Annotated in this window: 15 protein-coding genes and 7 pseudogenes; 11 read left to right on the top strand and 11 right to left on the bottom strand. The window is 69.2% G+C overall.

What is annotated here, in order from left to right; translation table 11 throughout:
• Positions 1-1,092 precede the first annotated feature (1,092 nt).
• From ACIBA9_RS30450 to ACIBA9_RS30440, 3 genes and pseudogenes are all read right to left on the bottom strand, one after another.
• Positions 1,093-1,362, bottom strand: a pseudogene (locus ACIBA9_RS30450) (transposase); the annotation flags it as partial.
• A gap of 120 nt (positions 1,363-1,482) precedes the next feature.
• Entirely contained in the window at positions 1,483-2,193 is a 711-nt protein-coding gene (locus tag ACIBA9_RS30445; protein ID WP_030338457.1) for a response regulator transcription factor, read from the bottom strand.
• Entirely contained in the window at positions 2,190-3,419 is a 1,230-nt protein-coding gene (locus ACIBA9_RS30440; protein ID WP_399368016.1) for a sensor histidine kinase, read from the bottom strand. Before ACIBA9_RS30440 ends, ACIBA9_RS30445 begins: the two co-directional genes overlap by 4 nt.
• 138 nt (positions 3,420-3,557) lie before the next feature.
• On the opposite strand from ACIBA9_RS30440, the gene ACIBA9_RS30435 reads away from it, so the two are divergent.
• On the top strand, positions 3,558-5,060 hold the full coding sequence (locus tag ACIBA9_RS30435; RefSeq protein ID WP_399368014.1) for a nitrilase-related carbon-nitrogen hydrolase: 1,503 nt from the start codon (positions 3,558-3,560) through the stop codon (positions 5,058-5,060).
• Positions 5,061-5,113: 53 nt separating this feature from the next.
• On the opposite strand, the gene ACIBA9_RS30430 is transcribed toward ACIBA9_RS30435, so the two are convergent.
• Both ACIBA9_RS30430 and ACIBA9_RS30425 read right to left on the bottom strand, forming a co-directional pair.
• A complete protein-coding gene (locus ACIBA9_RS30430; protein WP_399368012.1) occupies positions 5,114-5,650 on the bottom strand; it encodes a transposase in 537 nt (178 codons plus the stop codon).
• A complete protein-coding gene (locus tag ACIBA9_RS30425) occupies positions 5,647-6,186 on the bottom strand; it encodes a winged helix-turn-helix domain-containing protein (protein ID WP_399368010.1) in 540 nt (179 codons plus the stop codon). Before ACIBA9_RS30425 ends, ACIBA9_RS30430 begins: the two co-directional genes overlap by 4 nt.
• Positions 6,187-7,074: 888 nt before the next feature.
• Here ACIBA9_RS30425 and ACIBA9_RS30420 point away from each other — a divergent pair.
• A pseudogene (locus ACIBA9_RS30420) lies at positions 7,075-7,416 on the top strand (transcriptional regulator); the annotation flags it as partial.
• A 14-nt stretch (positions 7,417-7,430) separates the two neighbouring features.
• Positions 7,431-7,589: pseudogene (locus tag ACIBA9_RS30415) on the top strand (XRE family transcriptional regulator); the annotation flags it as partial.
• 225 nt (positions 7,590-7,814) lie between these two features.
• Here ACIBA9_RS30415 and ACIBA9_RS30410 read toward each other — a convergent pair.
• Entirely contained in the window at positions 7,815-7,985 is a 171-nt protein-coding gene (locus ACIBA9_RS30410) for a hydrophobic protein (protein ID WP_093682652.1), read from the bottom strand.
• Positions 7,986-8,692: 707 nt separating this feature from the next.
• Here ACIBA9_RS30410 and ACIBA9_RS30405 point away from each other — a divergent pair.
• The 4 genes and pseudogenes from ACIBA9_RS30405 to ACIBA9_RS30390 all read left to right on the top strand — a co-directional run.
• Positions 8,693-10,477: a hypothetical protein gene (locus ACIBA9_RS30405; protein ID WP_399368008.1), complete on the top strand. Its 1,785-nt coding sequence runs from the start codon at positions 8,693-8,695 to the stop codon at positions 10,475-10,477.
• Positions 10,478-10,676: 199 nt separating this feature from the next.
• A complete protein-coding gene (locus tag ACIBA9_RS30400; RefSeq protein WP_399368006.1) occupies positions 10,677-11,003 on the top strand; it encodes an alpha/beta hydrolase in 327 nt (108 codons plus the stop codon).
• A gap of 54 nt (positions 11,004-11,057) precedes the next feature.
• Positions 11,058-11,195: pseudogene (locus ACIBA9_RS30395) on the top strand (IS630 family transposase); the annotation flags it as partial.
• A gap of 1 nt (position 11,196) precedes the next feature.
• Positions 11,197-11,556, top strand: a pseudogene (locus ACIBA9_RS30390) (Tn3 family transposase); the annotation flags it as partial.
• 42 nt (positions 11,557-11,598) lie between these two features.
• Here ACIBA9_RS30390 and ACIBA9_RS30385 read toward each other — a convergent pair.
• Positions 11,599-12,177 (bottom strand): annotated as a pseudogene (locus ACIBA9_RS30385) (transposase family protein); the annotation flags it as partial.
• Positions 12,178-12,271: 94 nt separating this feature from the next.
• On the opposite strand from ACIBA9_RS30385, the gene ACIBA9_RS30380 reads away from it, so the two are divergent.
• The 4 genes and pseudogenes from ACIBA9_RS30380 to ACIBA9_RS30365 all read left to right on the top strand — a co-directional run bounded on the left by ACIBA9_RS30380 (position 12,272) and on the right by ACIBA9_RS30365 (position 15,203).
• Entirely contained in the window at positions 12,272-12,544 is a 273-nt protein-coding gene (locus ACIBA9_RS30380) for a hypothetical protein (RefSeq protein ID WP_399368004.1), read from the top strand.
• Positions 12,545-12,640: 96 nt separating this feature from the next.
• A pseudogene (gene folE / locus ACIBA9_RS30375) lies at positions 12,641-13,169 on the top strand (GTP cyclohydrolase I).
• 427 nt (positions 13,170-13,596) lie between these two features.
• Positions 13,597-14,292 carry a DUF4190 domain-containing protein gene (locus tag ACIBA9_RS30370; protein ID WP_399368002.1) on the top strand — a complete coding sequence of 232 codons (696 nt, stop codon included), beginning with the start codon at positions 13,597-13,599 and terminating at the stop codon, positions 14,290-14,292.
• 581 nt (positions 14,293-14,873) lie between these two features.
• Complete coding sequence (locus tag ACIBA9_RS30365; protein WP_399368000.1) at positions 14,874-15,203, top strand: hypothetical protein; 330 nt, start codon at positions 14,874-14,876, stop codon at positions 15,201-15,203.
• On the opposite strand, the gene ACIBA9_RS30360 is transcribed toward ACIBA9_RS30365, so the two are convergent.
• The 4 genes from ACIBA9_RS30360 to ACIBA9_RS30345 all read right to left on the bottom strand — a co-directional run bounded on the left by ACIBA9_RS30360 (position 15,099) and on the right by ACIBA9_RS30345 (position 19,140).
• On the bottom strand, positions 15,099-15,416 hold the full coding sequence (locus tag ACIBA9_RS30360; protein WP_399367998.1) for a DUF4259 domain-containing protein: 318 nt from the start codon (positions 15,414-15,416) through the stop codon (positions 15,099-15,101). The genes ACIBA9_RS30365 and ACIBA9_RS30360 overlap by 105 nt on opposite strands.
• 60 nt (positions 15,417-15,476) lie before the next feature.
• A complete protein-coding gene (locus ACIBA9_RS30355) occupies positions 15,477-15,599 on the bottom strand; it encodes a hypothetical protein (RefSeq protein ID WP_399367996.1) in 123 nt (40 codons plus the stop codon).
• A gap of 169 nt (positions 15,600-15,768) precedes the next feature.
• The gene (locus ACIBA9_RS30350) at positions 15,769-16,056 is read right to left on the bottom strand and encodes a hypothetical protein (RefSeq protein ID WP_399367994.1); all 288 of its coding nucleotides are present in this window, start codon (positions 16,054-16,056) and stop codon (positions 15,769-15,771) included.
• Positions 16,057-16,509: 453 nt separating this feature from the next.
• On the bottom strand, positions 16,510-19,140 hold the full coding sequence (locus tag ACIBA9_RS30345; protein ID WP_399367992.1) for an Ig-like domain repeat protein: 2,631 nt from the start codon (positions 19,138-19,140) through the stop codon (positions 16,510-16,512).
• Positions 19,141-19,769: the final 629 nt, after the last annotated feature.

Raw genomic sequence — 19,769 nt, 5'->3', positions numbered from 1 at the left:
GGGGCCCGCCCCCCCCCTTACTGGCTGGGGGGGGGTGCCATGTGATGGGGCCTACCGCGCCCCCCCCCGCCTACACGAGGGAGGAGGAGAAGAATGTCGCACGGGGGGGAACAGTGGAAGCCACAACGTGCCACATCTCTTATTTGCGTCATACCGCAAAGGGGTCGCCTATCACACCACAGATCCGCACGAGCCCTGGCTGCCCCCCGTCACTGACCTTCACATAGACGGTGTAAGACCATCCTCGTGACTCCGCTTCGCGCCGCGCCCACGTCAGCACTTCGTCAATATCAGCTTCTGACACCTGGTATTCGTGCGAGTGATTATTAGCCGTGTCCCAGAAATAAACGCGATACACGGCGCGGTCCTGCTCCCAGATGGTGTCCCTAGGGTCTACTGGGCAAATATGCATGACCTCATCATAGAACCCGGGCTACGTTGACACGCCCTCTCAGAGAGCTACTTCACGTAGAGCGTCTGGCTGAGACCGGTGTCGATGTTCCCGGGCTGCGGGGCTGTGATCTGACCACTGATGACGCCAGTGTACCTACCCGCCTTGCGTACCTGCTTTCCGCCTTCCAAGGGCGTGTAAAACGTTGCCGTCTTCCCATTCTTGATCACCTGGGTCTGACTGGAAGTGGTCATGACCTGCCTCGGTCCCATACGGGCCCCAATTCCAGCCTGCCATTGAGGTGCACGGTAACCGACTGGTAGGCGCCCTGGCAGGTAACCCGGGTCTTGAACAGAATCCGCCCATCGGGCTGCCCTGAAGACCGGTGGGGGTTCTGTGGTGTCGCGGTGCAACTCGCACCACCAGCAGCGCCAGAACTCGGGCCATCAATAGCCCTGTCCTGGGCGACCCGACATTACAGCCTCAGATCATCTGACTAGTGGTCAGTGACTTTGATCACGCGGATTTCAAGCCATGTGACCGCCGCGAGCCACGCCCGCACCTCACCGCGCCTGACCTCTCGTACACAGCCGACTGCACCCGGACGCCCAGGGACTTCACGGGCTTGGATGCCACCGGGGACCTGGGCTGGGTTCGGTGATCGGGTCCCTCGAGCGATGCAACGGTCATTAGCTTGTTCTTTATGATCTGAGTCGGTTTCGTTCAGTGATGCTCTCGGGTCGTTTCACGGTCTTGCCCACGTCGTAGCGGGTGGCGGGCTGTCAGTTCTGCAAGCCAAGTGTCCTTCCAGGGCAATGAGTTGAGGACCTTCCAGGTCTGTGAGTTGAGGTGCACGGGCCGGCCAGGTGAGGTGTGGGTGAAGGTTCCGAAACCCGCGGCGGACTCGGGCTGGGGTGAGCCGGCCGGGCCCGCGGCCGCCGCAAGTCAGCGGCGGCCGTGCGCGGAAGGCGCCTCCCATTCACAGCCGCAGGGGTGGTCGGGGTGCTTGTGGCCAGGGTTTGCCGTTGACCGTTGACCACTTCCTGAGCAACTGCATCGAGCCGGAGAGGCGGCTGGTCCACACAGATTGATCACTCACCGTCCCGGCCGACGAGCGGAGCCTGGCCGTCCCCGTGGACGAGTAGCGCCGCCTGTACCCGGTTCTCCAGGCCGAGGCGGGTGAGGATGCGGTTGACGCGGCTCTTCACGGTGGCCTCGCTCAGGCCCAGGGCGGCGGCGATCCGTGCGTTGGACAGGCCGCGCCCGACCAGTACCAGGACCTCCAGTTCGCGGGCGGTCAGCAGGCGCGACAGCTCGGTCCGGTCCGGCCGGGCGGCCGGGGGAGGCCCGGGCAGCAGTCCGGCGGGCAGGGCGGTGACGGTGTCGATCAGGCGGCGGGTGATGTCCGGGGCGAGCACGGCCTCCCCGGCCGCGACCGCGCGTACAGCCTCGGCCAGCCGGTCGGGCGGGCTGTTCTTCAGCAGGAACCCGGCGGCGCCCGCCCGCAGCGCGGCATGCACGTACTCGTCCAGGTCAAACGTGGTGAGGACCAGGACCCGCGGCGCCGGTCCCGGCCCGGGCCAGCAGCCGGTGATGCGCCGGGTGGCCTCGACACCGGTCGTGCCGGGCATGCGGATGTCCATCAGCACGACGTCGGGCCGCAGTTCGGCCGCCCGGGCGACCGCCTGCTCCCCGTCGCCCGCCTCGCCGACGACCATCAGCCCCTCGCGGCGGTCGATGACCAGCCGCAGCGCAGTCCGTACCATCTCCTGGTCGTCGGCCACGAGCACCCGTACCGTCATACGGCCACCTCTGCGGCTAGCGGCGCCCGCGCCCGCAGGACGGCGTACAGCCGCCAGCCCCCGCCCTCGCACACCCCGGCCGTCAGCTCGCCGTCGAACGCCGCCACGCGTTCGCGCATGCCCACCAGCCCGCGCCCGCTGCCGGGGACGGGCTGGTGGCCCGGGGCGGCCGGACCGTTCACCACCTCGACGGTGAGCCGCGAGGCGTCGCCGCGCACGGTGACGCGTACGCCCACGGGACCGGCGTGCTTGACGACGTTCGTCAGCGCCTCCTGGACGATCCGGTAGGCCGACACCCGCATCCCCGGGGACGGGGCGCTCTCCGCCCCCGGCTCCACCCGGCTCGTCACCCGGCAGCCCGCCGCCGTGGCCGTGTCCAGGAGCGGGCCGAGGTGGTCGAGGGACGGTTCAGGGGCGAGCCGCTGGTCACGGAAGGACAGCAGCCCTAGCAGTCGCCGCATCTCGACGAGCGCGGTGTCGGCGCTCCGCGCGATGAGTCCGACGCCCTCCACCACCGCCGTGTCAGGGAGCGGCCCGGCGGCCAGGACGTCCTCGGTGGCCCGCGCCTGCACGGCGATGGCGCTCACATGGTGAGCCACCACGTCGTGCAGGTCACGGGCGATACGGGCGCGTTCGGCGACCACCGCCTGGCGGGCGTTGCGCTCCTGCTCGGCGGCCAGCCGCCGGTTGAGATCGCGCAGCCGGTCGGCGTCAGCCCCGATCCTGCGTCTGCCGTACCCCAACGTCCAGGCCAGACCGAGGAAGAAGACGAACGTCGTAGCGCTGATCGGCTCCAGCGAACCGAGGCTCGGCGGCTGCCGCCAGTGCCCGGTGAGGGCATCGGTGGTGAGCGCCGAGACGAGGCACAGCACCGCCCCCGGCAGGCTCACGCGGGCACGGACGTGTCCGGCCAGGGCGTACACGCCGAGCATGAGCAGGAACGGGCCCGGCACCTTCCCGGCGATCGGGGAGGTCGCCTGGAAGGCCGCGTACATAACGGTCATCGCCGCCAGCACGAGGCAAGGGTGCGTCCGCCGCCACAGCAGGGGCACGGTCTGCGCCCCCCACAGGACAACGCCCCAGGCGGCGGGTTCCGGGGCGCGGTGTACCACGGTTGCCACGTCGAACAACGTCAGCCCACCGCCGAGCGCGGCGTCCGCCGCCCACGGTCGGCAGGCGATCCAGCGCCGCGCGGCTCGTGGCGCGGCCTTCAAGTCAGTGACCATCTTGGTCGGTCAGGCTAGACGACCCGGGGGCGCGGCGGATCATCCTCCGGTAGGGCACCGAAAGTTCCGCGCCCGCGACCGGAGTTCGCCACACCGGCCGAGGCGCGACGACACCCCCTCTCCCTAGCGTCGTCCCCTGTGAAGAATCACCCGATACTGAAGAATCACCTGATACGGCAGTGCGGCCTGCTGGTCCTCGGCGCGGGGACGATGCTGTTCGCGGTGGGCGGCCGGTGTGACATCGCGGCGGCGGCCTGGCTCTACCCCGTGCTCCTGCTGCGGTTCGCACGACTTGGCCGCGCCTGGTCAGGACCGCTGTGGCTCTGGGCGGCGCATGCCGCCGCGGCCGTCTTCTGGGTACAGGAGTCGAAGATCGGCTTCAACTCCGTGGTCGTCGCGGGCGCCACCGCGCTCGCCGCCCTGCAGACGCTGCCGTACCTGGCCGACCGGCTCCTGGCGAGCCGCCTGCGCCCCGCGCTCGCCACCCTGGCCTTCCCCGCCGGTGTGGCGGCCACCGAGTACCTGATCACCGTGGTCTCCCCGTTCGGCACGGCCTACGGCTCCCTGGCCGTCACCCAGCACGGCGACCTGCCCCTCCTACAACTCGTCTCGGTGACAGGTCCGTGGGGGATCGGGTTCCTGATCGGTTACGTCGCCGCCGCCGTCAACGGAATCTGGGAACGCTGGGAACGCCCTTCGTGGCGCGCCGGCCTGCTGTACGCAGCCCTCCTGCCGACCCTCGTCCTCGCCGCCGGCGGCGCCCGGCTCGCGCTCACCCCGCCCACGAGCCTGACCGTACGCATCGCGGGCGTGAGCCCCACCTCGGCCGTGACGCGGCACCTCAAGACGGTGCTGAGCCGGTACGCCGACACCCCGGCCGGCGTCGCCACCGCCCCCGCCGCACAGGTGCAGCCCGCGATGACGGCCGTCGAGGACGACCTGCTGACCGCCACCCGGCGCGAGGCCGCCGCCGGGGCGAAGATCGTCGTCTGGCCCGAGGAGGCCGTCCGCACCCAGGAGTCGCACGAGGCCGCCACCGTGGCCGCCGCACAGGCCGAGGCCCGTCGCTCAGGCGTCTACCTGGAGATCGGCGTCCGCGTCCACACCGCCACCCCACCCGCGTACGGCCGCAACGAGGCGATCCTCATCGACCCGCACGGCAAGGTGCTGTGGACCTACCAGAAGGCCCACCCCATCCCGGGCTCCGAGAAGTACACGCCAGGCGACGGCCGCGTCCCCGTCGTGAAGACCCCATACGGTCGGCTGGCGAACGTCATCTGCTACGACGCGGACTTCCCCGCCATGATGCGGGTCCGCGCCGACATCATGCTCGTCCCCTCCCACGACTGGCGCGAGTTCGGCGCCCCGCACACCGCCAAGGCGGCCCTGCGCGCCGTCGAGTCCGGCTACGCCTTGGTCCGCCAGGACGCGGAGGGCGTCTCCGCCGCCTACGACAACCAGGGCCACGTCCTCGCCACGGCGGACTACTTCACCTCCGGCGGCCGCCAGACCATGGTCGCCTACATCCCGACCCGCGGCACCACCACGCTCTACGACCGCATCGGCGACACCTTCGCCTGGCTGTGCCTGACGCTCTTGGCTGCCTTGACGGCACTGGCCGCCCGGCGCCCGCTGAAGTAGCGGCGGCGGCCCGGACCGCGCTGCCATTCCATAGGTGGTCGTTACTGAGGTTTTCACGACGAGGTCGGTGGGGTGATGGCCAGCCCTGTGGCGGTGAGGCAGCCGTCGACCAGGTGGGGTCGGAGCTGGATCCTGCGTAACTCGCGGCGAAGAGTGCGGTCGAGGTCGTCGGCGGTGTCAAAGGCGGTGTTGGCCATCGCCCTGCGGACCAGCGACCAGACGGCCTCGACGGGATTGAGGTCGGGCGCGTAGGGCGGGAGGCGGACGGTGGTGAGCCAGTCGTGCTCGGCTTCGTAGCGCTTAAGCCCGGTGGCCAGGTGGGTGTTGAGATTGTCCCAGACCACCACGATCGGCCCGCCGAGCTGGATGTGGGCGCGGACCAGCAGGTCACGGTAGTCCTGCCAGGAGAAGCTCTTGCGTGCGCCCTTGAGACGGGGATGAGCGCGGGGCCGATAGATGAGGCGGCTCTTCTCGCCGGGTTTGTAGCAGCACAATGCGGCGACCGAGGTGTGGCGGCGGGACCTGCCACGGACACGGATGACAGGAGTGTGTCCACGCCGGCCCCAGGTGCGGGCGCGGGGAGGAGTCATCGAGAATCCGGCTTCGTCCTCGAAGACGATCCAGGCACCGGACGCCGCCGCGAGTCTTTTACCCGCGGCCACACCTCCCTCTTCCACAGCTCCACCGCGTGTTCGTCGCGTTCGAGGGCACGGCGGGCGGGTGCCTGCCAGGTCCAGCCGTGCCGTTTCAGCAGCCGCCAGACCGTCGCCACCGACAGGCTCACCCGCAGACGCCGCCGGATCACCGTCTGCACCCGTGCCAGGGTCCAGCGTTCGTCTTCGAAGCCGTGTGCGGCCGGTCCCCTGCCGAGCTCTTCCTCGAGCACGGCGAACTGGCCGTCTGTGACGGTCGGGGAGTTCGCCGGACCCGCCGAGCGCAGGGCCTCCATACCGCCCTCGCGCCAGGCACGACGCCAGCGCTCCACCGACCGCACACTCACCCGCAGATCCCTCGCGATCACCGCGGTCTTCTCACCCGCCGCGAACCGCTCACCGGCCTGAAACCGGATCCCCTCACGAAACGCCCGCCGCTCAGCGGTCAGGCCCCCACCCTCCGGATACCTCACCCCACCGGCATACCGCAGGGATCATGAACCGTCACCACCCGACGACAACACGAAAACCTCAGTAAGGCAACCACATTGGGGGTTTTACCCTGGACACTCCCGGCGCCTGCCGAGCGCGATCAGACGTTGTCAATCGCAACCTCAACGGCTGTACTGATGTCCGAGGCCGGCGACAGAGGTCAGGCGAGCGACGCCCGTGGCGGCTTCCAGTTCTTCTCTCAGCTTCTGGTTTTCCAGGGTGATGCGCTGGATGTGGCAGGCGGCGAGTGTGAGGGTCTCGGTGAGCTCGCGGTTGCGACGCTTGAGCTTGGCGTTTCGGGCGACGAGCCTGTCGTAGTGGGTTGGTTTGGCTCCCGTCCCTCCGCAGGGAAGATCCCAGCGGGGGGGGGCAAGTCCGGGCGAGCACGAGGGAGCGGATGGTCGTGAGGGTCGTCCTGCTGGGCACCGTCGCCGGGGGGCGGCTTTCCGCGGTGGAACTGCGCCTGCGAGCTGTGCGCCGGTGCCCGGGGCGGCCGACTGCCCTCCCGGACCCGGGAGAGCGCGGCCGTCACCGGAAACGGCCGCGACTGGTGGACTGACCTGGCCCGTCGGGCGGCCCTGTGGCGTACGGCCGTCTCGCAAGCTTTCCAGGCTGGTGGGCTGCCGCCGTCGGTGGAGACGGTGGCGGCACTGGCCCGCGCTCTGGGGCTGCCGGTCGGCGAGTTACAGGTTCTGCAGCGGGATGCGGCGGTGGGCGGCCGGGGCCCGGCAGGTTGCTCGGCGAGTGGGAGCCGCACGATCTGGAGGTCCATCCGGCCGGACACAGCAGCATCGTGCCGGATGCGCCCGGCGCACGGGCGCTGCCCGGGTGTGTGCGCCGCGATCCAAGCCGGTTGCGGACGTGCCGACCGCGCCGCGGTGACCTCCCGGCCCCTGATCAACATGCACCGCAAGATGCTGCACCTGGCCGCGGCCACCGGGCAGTATCCGGTCGCGGTCCTCTCCGACTGCGCCGTCTACGCCGCCGACGGCCCCAGCCCGCTCGACGTCCTGCCCTACGGCTCGGGCGGCAAGGCCGTCCCCGGCAGCTTCCGGCTCGGCGTCTCCCCCGGGATGGTCAAGCACGAGGGCACCCAGAGCGTGCTGTGGGGAGCCAACGTCCTTGAGCAACTGGCCGGTGACGGCCACGTCGCCAACCTCGCCCGCTACATCAAAACCGGCGAGGTCACCGCCAAGTACACCGGAGAATAGGGAGCGTTACAGCGATGGTCACGGTCGGGGAAGGACTCGACAAGGCGGTACAAGGGGCGTTCACGCGCCCGATCCCGAAGTCCGCCGGAGCACAGATGCGTTACGTGGTCCGCCAGCACCAGCGCAGCACCCGACGGGTGGCCCAACTGCTCGGCATCAGCCAGCGCACCGTCGGAAGCCGTCGGCCACTCGCGCGCAACAGCCCCGCAGGCAGGAGGAGCAGGGTTCCACTGCTGGACCTGCGGGGCCGGTGCATCACTCACGTACCCTGCGGTGCGCCCGATACGCCCGATCCCTCCCAACCCCCGCAAGAGAGCGTTCCTTTCACGCCAGTGGGCCCGGCCGTGTTGGCCGGGCCCAGTCTTACTCCCGTGTGGCGCGCTGCTCGCGCCGGGCGTCTACCAGCGGTACCAGCGGCCCTTGCGGCCGCCGCTGTCCGCCGTTCGGACGACGAAGCCCAGCAGCCACACGATGAGCACGATCACCGCGATCCACCACAGCGCCTTCAGCGCGAAACCCGCACCGAAGAGGATCAGAGCCAGCAGAAGAACCAGAAGCAGGGGAACCATAGTTATCAACCTCCTGGCCACCGCATGCCCTTACCTGCCGCTGACAAGCCCGCAAAGCGGGAGTTACTTCCGCGAGACACGGGGCACATTCATGGGCTTGCGTGCCATGCAGCGTTCCCCCGGCCCCGCCCCGCACGCGCCGCAGCACCACCCCCTCAACTGCGGTGGGCAGGCCTGTGGTCAGGGTGTGCCGCCGGCGTAGTAGAAGGGGCAGGCGAACCCGAAGCCTATGCGTGGCTCACCGATGCCGGGGTCGTACAGGGCGCGACCGCCGGCCGCCAGGGCGCGTGTGGGACCCGGCGGCACCACTCACCACTGCTGCTGGGTCTACCTCGACCCGCAGAACAGGCAGTCGAGAGGGAAGGTGGCCGGGTTCGTCACCGCGGCCAGGCACAGCAGCCGCAGCGGCTGCGGACGCAGGCCCGTGACGAACAACGCGGAACGGAAGCCCTGCCTCCATCTTCCACGCGCCGTGGCCGTATGGATGCGTCAAGCGCTGCGCGGTCTGCGCGCCGCCGTCGAGGCGGTCTTCTTGGCGGCGGTCCTCTTCTTCGCGAACATGACGGTGTCGGCGTTCCCGTTCACCGCGCGGGCACCTTGCCTGGGTTGATATTCAGCCCGGCCCTCGCCAGGCGGCGGCGAACGGTATGCTGCGCTGTCGATCTGCGCATGACAGATGTACGACTCGCTGCCCGGGGGACTTCTACGTGAGACCACGCCTGTTCATCTCCACGTCGGTCGCGGCTGGCTTCCTCGCCACGCTGGCCCTGCCGGGCCAGGCCCTGGCCGAGACCTCGGCGCCAAGCCCTACGCCCGTGACCATCGACGACACGCCGACGGCTGGCGCCACGGGAGCGGCTACAGTCGGCGACGCGCCCGCTCCGTCGGGCGGCCAGGGTCATGTGACACTCGCCCAGCGGGTGTCGGGTCTGCCCTGGGCAGCCGCCTCCCCCATCGACTACACCAATGACCGCGCCAACTTCCGTGTCTCCGCATGGTCGTCGGGCGACGGTGCAACAGTCACAGCGCTCACCGCCCGCTTCTACCCGCTGAACGCGCCCACGGACACGGCACCCGTACTCACCGTGACAGACTTCGAATACACGGACGCGCATGTGTGGCGAGCGACGACCCCGGTCGTGCTGCCTGCCTTCGGGGCCTACCGGGTTGCGTTGGACGTTCGCGACGACCACGGCTACGACGTCACCCTGCCCGCCGGCGGGACGGTGGACTACCAGCAGGTCGTGCACTTCAGCTCATACACGCAGACGGTCCCGTCGAACTTCGACTTCGACCACCGGACCGTCACTGTCCAGGGGGCCCTCACCGTGGCCGACCCGGGCACAGGCCAGGTCAGCCCCTTTCCTGGCGCCACCGTGTCCGTCCACGGCGACACCAGCGGCTCTGCGCGGAAGGCGACGACGGCTGCCGACGGCACCTTCATGACCTCGCTCGACGCCGACGGTGCGATCCAGACCTCCGTCGCATACGAGCCCATCCGCGAGGACAGTTGGACCCACACGCACGCGTATGCGTACCTCTCCCAGCCGGACCGTCCCGCGTCCGAACCCACCCGGATCCGGCTGACCTCGCCACCAGACGTCAACGTCCCCGCTGGCAGCACAGCCACCGTGACCGGTGTCGTGGAGCGCAAGGTCGGCGACGTCTGGCTCCCCGCTCCACGCACCTTTTTCGACCTGTCAGGCCCGGAGACTGGTTTCGGCTGGATCTCCAGTGGCTTCACCGACGACCGGGGAGCATTCAGCATCCCGATCTCCCAGGCCGGCACCTACCAGGTCCGTGACGAGGCGACGGACTTCCTGCAGCAGAGCCCGGCCGAAGGCATCCGAGTCCACATCCCCCAGCCCGGAGCCCTGTTCACCAGCCTCAGCATCTCCGAGGATGCCACAGGCCAAGGCCTGATCGCCGGGCATCTTACCCTGGGACAGGCCGGCTCCTCGCCCACCGGCACCACAGTCCAGGTGCAGTACTCCGCCGACGGCAAGACCTGGCAAAACGCGGCTACCACCACGGTCGGACGCCAGGGCCTCGGCAAGGACGAATTCCTCTGCGACGTCCGCCACGGCAGCAACGCCAACGGCTACTGGCGTGTCTCCTTCCTCGGCAACCGCGACTGGCTGCCCGTCACCGCCAAGGCTGTGCACCTCATGCGCACTCCCACCCGGATCACCGGCGGCAGACCGAGTACCACGCACGCGAGCCGCAACCAGAAGCTGTCCTTCTCCGGGAGCCTCCAGCAGTTCTCCGCGGGAACATGGCACGCCTACGGTCATGCCACCGTGCGACTGTGGTTCCTACCGTCCGGCAGCAAGACCTGGCACCTCATCTCAACGGCCGCCACCGATGCCCGCGGCCAGTACAGCCTCAGTGCCAAGGACACCAACAGCGGTACCTGGTACGTCGCTTACCAGTCTCCCGATACCCACCACCTCAACTCGACGAGCGTCCACACCCCGGTCGACGTCAAGTAGTGCGCTGGCCCACTGAGCGCTTTGTCGCGCGGGAGGCGACCACCGCTGAGCTGCTTGCCCGTCCCGTCGGGCTGGTCGAGTCGCTCCACCGGTGGGCGTCTGCGGACGCGGCTGTCATGGTCGTCGGCCACTCGATCGGTGGATGGGCCGGCCTCTGTCTCGCCGGTGCGACGCCCTGGGGGCGGGACGGCACCGCCGGATGTCCCACGAGAGCCACGCGTCGACCGCCTCGTCTTGTACGCGCCCCGCTGCCGGCTGGTTCGCCGCTCCGGGCGCCTTGGACGCGGTGACGGCGCCGATGCTCGTCTTTGCGGGAGAGAGGGACACCGTCACGCCCGTCGAACAGGCCAACCACTTGAAGAGCGCCTCAGCCCAGGTCGACCTTCGCGTCGTGCCGGGAGCTGGTCACTTCAGCTACATGGATACGCCTCCGCCGGGCACGGTTGAAGACGAGGGCTTTGATCGTGCTCGGTTCCTCACCGACCTCGCGCACTCGACAACGGCGTTTGCCATCGTCCTGAAGTGAGGCGACGCGCCGTTCGGCGGCTGGTCCGGACGCCACGGTGTCCTCACGCTGTGGGTGACAGAACCAGTACGCGTCCGCGAGCTCGATAGCGATGAGGGGCAGCGCCTGCTGCGGATCACCCACAGAGGCGCAGAGTCGCAGGTGACCTGGCGGCGTGCCCAGATGGTGTTGCCGTCCGCGCAGGACATGCCAGGCCGGCTACTGGCGCATAGACAAGACCATGCACCTGCTCGCCTTGGTCGACCCGATAGACGACTCCTACCGCCGCCTGATGAACCGGCAGCTGACCGTGCAGGAGACCGGCCACCGCCTGGCCCGCGCGATCTGCCACAGCCGTCGAGGGCAGACTCGCCAGGCGTACCGCGAGGGCCAGGAGGACCAGCTCGCCGCCCTCGGCCTGGTTTTCAACGCGGTGGTGCTGTAGAACACCCGCTACCTGGACGCGGCCGTCGCCCAGCTCCGCACGGAGGGCCACGACATCAAGGACGAGGACGTCGCCCGGCTCTCCCCGCTCAAGGACCGGCACATCAACTTCATGGGCCGCTACCCGTTCAACATCAAAGCCAGCGTAGGCCCCGTGGCCGTGCTGGGTGTGCAGGGCGTCAGCAGTCACCACCGTGTTCTCCAGCCCGAGACCGTCCAGCAACGGTGCGAAGGAAGGGATCTCGTTGCTCTTGGAAGCGACCTGCCTCTGGGCCAGGACCACGCCGTGGTGATCCATCGCCGCCAGCAGCTGGATTGCCGCGGCCGCCCGGGTACGCGATCCGCGGACCACCTTGCCGTCGACCGCGATCACCCGCTGCACTGGCACCTTCCGCGCCTCAGGCCTGACCGGGGACAGCGTACTGGCCTGCAGATATGCACTGATCGCCGCGTCCAGCGCGTCACCGTCCACACGCTGCAGCAGGCGGCGCACAGTTGCGGCGTGCGGCACCGGCCACAGACCGGTAAGCGGGTCGACAGCGAAGCCGAGGACACCCAGCCCATGCTGTGGGGCATCCGTGATCCACTCACCGATCGCGATGAGCGACCGTGCCCCGGTCAGCACCGCCGAGACGGCTGCGCACAGCAACGCGAGGGCCGGATAGCGCAGTCCTCGCGCATCGCGGGGATCGGCGACCAGGAACAAGAAACATCGGAGGTCAACGGTATTTGCAGTACCAGTCCGCTCCATGCGGCAGACGCCAGTCGGAGGCGAGGACGGTGAGGGCCTCGGCGCGCGCGGTGTAGAGGTCGATCCTGGCAGCGACCCTCACCTGGGAATTCCCATGGACATCGCCGCACTGATCACCTGGGTGGTCACCGCTCTCGGCGGCTTCTACATGCTCGGCACCTGGATCCAACGCGGCGGCATCCGCCAGCAACAGACCGGGACCAGCCGCCTGCCCGCACCCGTGGTCTTCAGCCAGTTCGCCCTGGCCGCGATCGGACTGGTCGTCTGGATCATCTACGTCGTCGCCGACAAGAGTGCCCTGGCCTGGACCGCCCTCGGCCTGCTGCTGCCGGTCGCCCTGCTGGGATTCGTGATGCTGGCCCGCTGAATCCCCGTCCACCGCGGCCGTGCCACGGCCGGCGCGCCGGCGACGGCCGCGGGCCCCGGAGCCGAAGGAACCGTCCCTGCGGAACGGCGGCCCGCCCTGCGGGTCGTGTACCAGCCAGATGGCGTCGACCTGGCCGCCGCGGAAGCTGTGGCGGGCCAGTTCCTCGGCGCTCTCGGCATCTCCACCGATTCGGAAAGCCTGCGCGGCACACCGGGGCGGATGGCACGCGCGTATGCCGAACTGTTCAGCCCCCGCCCCTTCGACCTGACGCCGCATACTCGTCCGGTCGGTGTGCGAGCACCATCTGCTCCCCTTCGTCGGCATCGCCCACGTCGTCTACCTGCCCGGCGCCCGCATCCTCGGCCTGTCCAAGCTGGCCCGGATCGTCGAGCACTTCGCCTGCCGCCCCCAGGTCCAGGAACGGCTCACGAAACAGGTCGCCGACTGGCTGCAGACGTACCTTGAGCCCAAGGGCGTCGTCATCGAAGCCGAGCACTCCTGCATGACCCTGCGCGGCGTCCAGGCCACCGGCTCCAGCACTATGACCTCCACCCTGCTCGGTCTGCTGCGCTCCGACGCCCGCTCCCGCAGCGGGTTCCTCACCCTGGCCGGCGCGGCCTCATGACTCGGGAGCCGTGCGTCCGGCGCACATGAGTTCAGGCAGCCGGCTCGACAGGCGTGCCCCTGCGTGGGCTGCTAAGCGGCAGTGGTCCGACGAGTAGCGGACCACTGCCGTTGGGCCAGCAGGGCACGCCGCCGGAGACCAGGACGACTCGTTTTCCTCCACGCGAGGCATCACACCGCACTGCGGGTGACAACGGTGGAGCCGCGCGCCGCATCGCGGTCGGACGCCGAGGTGAGACCCCTGCCCGATCCCGCCGTCACCGCCGATGACCTCTCAAAAGACCACAGCCACGGCCTGCACATCAACTCTTTTGCCTACCAGGAAAGTTTAATCACGAACTAATCACTTTAGGTATCTGTGAGGCAACCACACAGGTCCTTCACCGGTCACCCAGGCGCAAACACAACAGAAACCCGTGGGGAGCACCATGAGCCAGCAGTACCCGCCCCAGCCCCAGCAGCCCGGCTACGGCGAGCCCCAGCAGCCCGGCCGCAACGGCCTGGCCACCACCGCACTCGTCCTCGGCATCATCGCCGTCGTAGTCAGCTTCATCCCTGTCCTCAACGTTGTCGTCTGGCCGCTCGCGATCCTTGGCATCATCTTCGGCGCCATCGGCCTCTCCAAGGCGGGCAAGGTCCGCAAGGGCAAGGGCGCCGGCATCACCGGCCTCGTCACGTCGGCCGTAGCGATCATCATGTTCTTCGCCATGAACGCCCTGTTCTTCTCCGCCGTCGACAAGGCCAGTAAGGAGCTGGACAAGTCGTACGACTCCACCACCGTCGGCGACGGTAAGTCCAAGGCCGGTGGCGCCAAGAAGTCCGAGGTCATGAAGGACTTCAAGGTCACTAAGTGCGACGTGGTCACCGGCGACTTCGGCATCAAGGAGATGGCCATCCACGTCGACTACGCCAACCGCGGCGACCGCCGGTACTCGTACTTCGTCGAGGGCGAGGTCCTGGCCGACGGCAAGAAGGTCAACGACTTCATGTCAACCGCCGAGAACCTCGCCCCGGGCCAGAAGTTCACTGACAAGAACGCTGGTGCGCTGGTGACCGCGGACGAGATCAAGGGCGCCAAGAAGGTCGAGTGCAAGACCATCAAAGCGTCGCGAACTGACTTCTGAGCGTTGACGCAAGCTGTGCGCTTTCTGCACCGGCACCCGCCGCTCCGCCTGCGTCGCCGGTTCGCGCTCCACGCGCCTCTCGCCCGGGCGACGGCCCCTCACCCCCTGGCCTCCGGGAGGGGCCGTCCGCGCGCCACCGATGTACGTGCGAAAAGTGGGGTGATTCCATACGGTTTCAGTTCCCGGTTCTGACAGGACAGCCGGGTAGGCGGTTCCGCGCTCCGTTCGCACGCCGCGGCGGAACCGCCATCAACGGTCACGACGGAGGGCCGTAGGCTGGCCACGCCGATGCGCCAGGCTCACGCCTGGCCCTATGGGGCCCGCCGAGTTGGCTGGGCCCCACACCTGGCGAGCCGGTGAGCTCCCCGTGAACGGAGAGAGCCAGTCGCGTCAGTTGGTTGCCGCGGTCGGAGGGCGGGGCCGCTGATCACGCCGGCCCCGGCGGGACGCCCCCGGACGCAGCGCACGGGGGGACGCGGCGTCCAGGGGAACTGTTGTCAAAGTACTTCCGGACGGGCTGGAGGAGCATGCTCCAAGGGACGCCGCGTGAATCTCCGCATCGATCTCGCCTGGATCTTGGCGTGGCGCAGCAGATTCCGGGCGACCCCCTGGTCGTGGACTACGGCGTCCCGGTGGCGGCGGAAGCACGTCACCGGGCGGAAGTACTGGACCACGAGGTCTACCCCGAGCCTCATCACAAGGCGGCAGCGCTGCTGTGCGAGCTGGCGAGGAACCCCAGCCTGGAGGTGAGGCACCTCCTCTTCGCAGCCGCGGTGACCGCGGCCTACCTCTCGGCGTGCGGCCTTTCAGTCAGTCCTGGCCTGGACACCGTCCTCCCCTTGGCCCGCGCCGCCCGGGACGGGCTCCCGGTGCGTGAGGTCGCCGCGCAGATCAAGACCGGGACGAGCTGATCGGGCAGGGCTGTGTATGAGCGTCGGCTGGCCATCATCATGGCCTGGTCGTAGACCGGTGGCTTCGTTCCATAGGTAGTCCGCGGGGTCGGCAGCACGTTTGAGGACTCTGCGGATCATGGGCTCGCGTTGTTCCATGAGCGCCTCGTCCAGGTCGCCAGCGAAGTCGGCGGCTGTGTCGTTGTCGAAGGGACCGATTCCCCAGGTGCCCATTGGCACCTCCTTCCGGTCGTTGACGCGGGGATCGTCGCACCCACCACCGACATTGGATCGCTAGGCGAGCAGGATCCGCTTGCGTAGGAGGCTGAAGCCGGCGCGGCCGAACATCTGGCGCTTGAGCACCTTGATCCTGTTGACATGCCCTTCGACCACACCCGAGTTCCGGGGCACGGTCACGCCAGCGATGGCGGCGCCCCGGTCGCGTTCCAGTCCTGCGGCGAGGGTGTGGAGGCTGGGGAGATCGGGCGGGCGTCGGTGGGCGTGGCCAGCGTCGACCACCTCTACATCAAGCAGCAGATCCTCGCCTGGTTGGCCGCCGGCAGGTGCGCCCCGCCGTGCACCGCGTTCACCGTCGGCCGCGGGAGGTGTCCTTGCAAGGCCGGTTCGCCTCCCGGCCGATCTGGGCGGCAACCTGCCTGATCTCCGTCTCACCGTAGGCGGTGCGCACCCCCGAGGGGCTGTACCCGGCGCGGCGGCCGAGCTCCTCCAGCCCGTAGGGGCGGCTGCCGTGGAACTCCCGTCCGTAGGCCAGCAACAGCCGCACGGCGGCATCGACTCGCTCACGCTCCGCCTTCAGGTCGTCGAGCGCCAGCAGCAGCGGGTCCGTCTGCAGGCCGTCGCTTGCGGCTTCCAAGGCGAAGGTTCCTGCGACGCCCTACGTTGCGGCAGCCCGGGGGCCCGGTGTTGACGTGAACGCGCGTTGTACCCGCAGCCAGGCCGTCGGCGACCATGCTCGGACGGGCACCTTCTTTCCGATCGGCTGTGTGGGGCTGTGAAGGTCGTCCCCCGCCCCGGCGGCGGGTATTTGATGTGGTGGCGGGGCAGCGGCCGTGAGAGCGCCGCCAAGCAATATCTGCGGGGGTGTCAGCGTCGCTGCCGTGTCCCGGATCCGGCTTAGGTAGAGCTGATGCGCCTCGATGACGGTGCAGGTCGGACCGTCGCGGTTCTTGCCGCCGCGTCCTCAGGTGTTGCTGCTGCTCGAGGATCCGACGATGACCGTACGTGGCCTCGACACTCCTGCCCCTGCCCCGGGCTTACCGGGGCAGGGGCAGGGGCAGGGGATTCCGGCCTGGCCGGTATCAGCCGCTCAGGGCAGGAGCGGGAAGAGGACCAGGGTCAGGGGTGCCGTGACGGAGGAGGCGTTGTAGCAGGGGGTGCCCGCGAAGGACGCCGTGTAGCTGGTGGCGGTGATCACCGTGCTGGGGACGGTGAGTGGCGGGGGTGCGAGCGTGGCGACGCCGGAGCCGTCGGTCGTCGCGGTGCCCAGCAGGATGGGGCCGCCGACCGCGTTGGCGCGGAAGGTGACGGTCTGCCCGACGACGGGGGCGCCGCCCGTGGTCTTGAGTGTGGCGCTCATCGCGGGGATCACGAACGAGCCGTTGACCCGCAACCGGATCTGTGCCGGGCCGGCCGTCAGTGTGGTGTTCACCGCGTTGACGGTGACGGGGAGCGTGCCGGTGGAGCCGGTGAAGCAGGCGTTGCCGCTGTAGGTGACGGTCACCGCACCGGACTGGAGTGCGGTGGTGGTGATGCATGCCTTGCCGGTGGAGTCGAGGGTCGCGGTCTGGTTCAGGCCGCCGGGCCCGGTGAAGGTCACCGTCCCGCCGGGGACGGCGGTGCTGGGCGCGACGGCGGAGACCTGCGCACACACGGTGACCGACTGCCCGCACACCGACGGATTGGGCGCCGCGGTCACCGCCACCGTCGAAGACGCCGGATTGACGGTCAGGTTCGAGGCGGCACCCGAGGCGGTGAAGCAACCGTCTCCGCTGTAGGTGGCGGTGACCGTGCCCGACTGCAGGGAGCTGGTCGTGACACAACCGCGGCCGTTGGCGTCGAGGGTGACGGTTTGACTGAAGCCGCCGGGACCGGTGAAGGTGACGGTGCCGGTGGGTGTTCCCGAGCCCGGTGCGACCGCGGCCACCTGCGCGCAGACGGTGACCGGTTGTCCGCACACCGACGGGCTGGGCGAGACGAGCAAGGAGGTCGTGGATGACGCCTTGTTCACCGTCACCGTGCCGCTGCCGGACGAACCGTTGAAGCAGGAGTCACCGTTGTAGACAGCGGTGACCGGAGTCGACGCATGGAAGGCGGTAGCCAGACACGCCTTCCCCGTGGCGTCGACGTTGACCGTCACGCTGACGCTGCCGGCGGTGAAGGTGACCGTCCCGGTGGGGATGCCGGATCCGGGTGGGACCGCCGCCACCTGGGCGCAGACGGTGACGAGCTGGCCGCACACCGAGGGCGAGGGGCTCACCGTCACGGTAGTGGTCGTCGACGCCTTGTTCACCGTCACGGGGACGGCGGCGCTGCCGGTGGTGAAGCAGCCGTCACCGTTGTAGGTGGCGGTGACGGTACCGGACTGGAGTGTGGTCGTGACGCATGCCTGACCGGCGGTGTTCAGGGTGGCGGTCTGGTTCAGGCCGCCGGGCCCGGTGAACGTCACCGTTCCGGTGGGCGTGCTGGTGCTCGGCGGCGCCGCTGTCACGGTCGCGCACACGGTGACCGGCTGCCCGCACACCGAGGGAGCGGGGCTGACGGTCACCTGGACGTGCGGGGATGCGGGGTTCACCGTCACCCCGGTGGTGTTCTGGCTCGGGCCGAAACAGGAATCACCGTTGTAGACCGCGGTGAGGGTTCCCGACGTGAGGGCGCTGGTCGTGACGCACGCCTTACCGCTGGCGTTCAGGGCCGCCGTGACGCTGAAGCCGCCGGGTCCGGTGAACGTGACCGTCCCGGTGGGGGTGCCCGTGCCGGGGGCGACCGCGGTGACGGTCGCGCACACCGTGACTGCCTGGCCGCAGACCGACGGGGTGGGCGATACGGAAAGTGCGAGGGCGCTCCCGGCCTGGTTGACCGTCACCGAGGCGGAGCCGGTGGAGGTGTCGAAACACCCGTCGCCGCTGTACTGCGCGTTGATCGTGCCGGTGCTGAGGGAACTGGTGGTGAAGCAGGCGTTGCCGTTGGCGTCGAGGGGCACGGTGACGTTCAGGCCGCCGGGGCCCGTAAAGGTCACGCTGCCCGTGGGGATGCCCGAGGCGCCGGTCCCGGCCGTCACCATCGCGCACACGGTGACGGTCTGTCCGCACACCGACGGGCTGGGGCTCACCGTCACGCTCGTCTGGGACGGGGCCAGGGTGACGCTCTGGTTCACCAGGTTGGAACTGGAGGGGGCGAAGTTCGTGTCGCCGCTGTAGCTGGCGATGGCCTGATGGGTGCCGATCGACAGGCCGCTCTCCGTGACCTGGGCCTGGCCGGTGGCGTCCACGGATGCGGTGAGCGACGGCCCGTCCGCGCTGACGACGAAGGTGACCGTTCCGGTCGGAACGCCGGTCGCGGGCGGTACCGGGCTCACCTGTGCGGTGAAAGTCACCGTCCCGTTGCAGAACGACGGATTCGGTGCGCTGGTGAGGGTCGTGGTCGTCGACGCCGGCGCGACGGTGAGGAACGCCTCGTCCGATGCGGTGCCTTCGACGCCGCTGTACACCGCACCGACGGTGTGGGCACCGGCCGGCATCTCGGTGTCGAAGGAGGCGAATCCGTCCGTGTCCACGGGGACGCTCGCCAGGAGGGACTGGTCGAGGAGGAAGTTGACGGTGCCCACGGGGACTTGGTCGGGTTGAGCGGCGGCGGCCGACTGGACCTGGGCGGTCAGCGTGACCCGCTGACGGGCGACAGGCCGGGCCGGTTCCACTGTGAGGGTGACAACAGCGGCCATGACATGGCTCCTTGCTGGATTCGGTTGCGTCCTCGGCTCTGCCCTCCTGCCTGGAATCGTGGGCAGGGGGCAGGGAGACACCGGTTCGTGCCGATCTCGTCGGCTGACATCACGTCGCGGTGAGAGGAGCGGCGCGCGCCGGCTGAGTCCAGTAGGCGACGACCCTCGGAAGGTCAGCCAGACGGGTGACGCCAGAAGTACCGCAACGGCCGAGCGCAAAGCCGGGGGTACATGCGCTCTGCATATGTCAACAATGTGCTCCGGCGCGAGCGTTCGAAGACGACGTAACCTCCCAAATGCCCGTACGGGCCCATGGGAGGAGGCGTGTGCAGGCCGCGTACGGGCTGTCTTCCGCATGAGGTATCGGCACGTCAGCCGTCAGCAAAAATTGGGCAAGCGCTGCGTACGCTCGTGCTGTACCACCGCCTTGCGCCCGGACGCTCACACCCATCGAACTCACCGCCGGGCGCTGCCAGGCTGGTCATGGCCAGGCGACTTGTGGTTGCCCCTGGCATGCGGGCCCCGCGGCGAGAATTTCCTACTCCGGGAGGCACGGCAGGTCCTGGCCGTGCCGGCGCCGCGGCGAGCGGGCCAGCGACCTGTTTCATCGGCAGTGATTCAGCATTCCG

Origin of the sequence: Streptomyces sp. NPDC051452 (assembly GCF_044454765.1) — a bacterium.
GTDB lineage: Bacteria > Actinomycetota > Actinomycetes > Streptomycetales > Streptomycetaceae > Streptomyces.
This window is presented reverse-complemented; position numbering and strand designations above follow the sequence as displayed.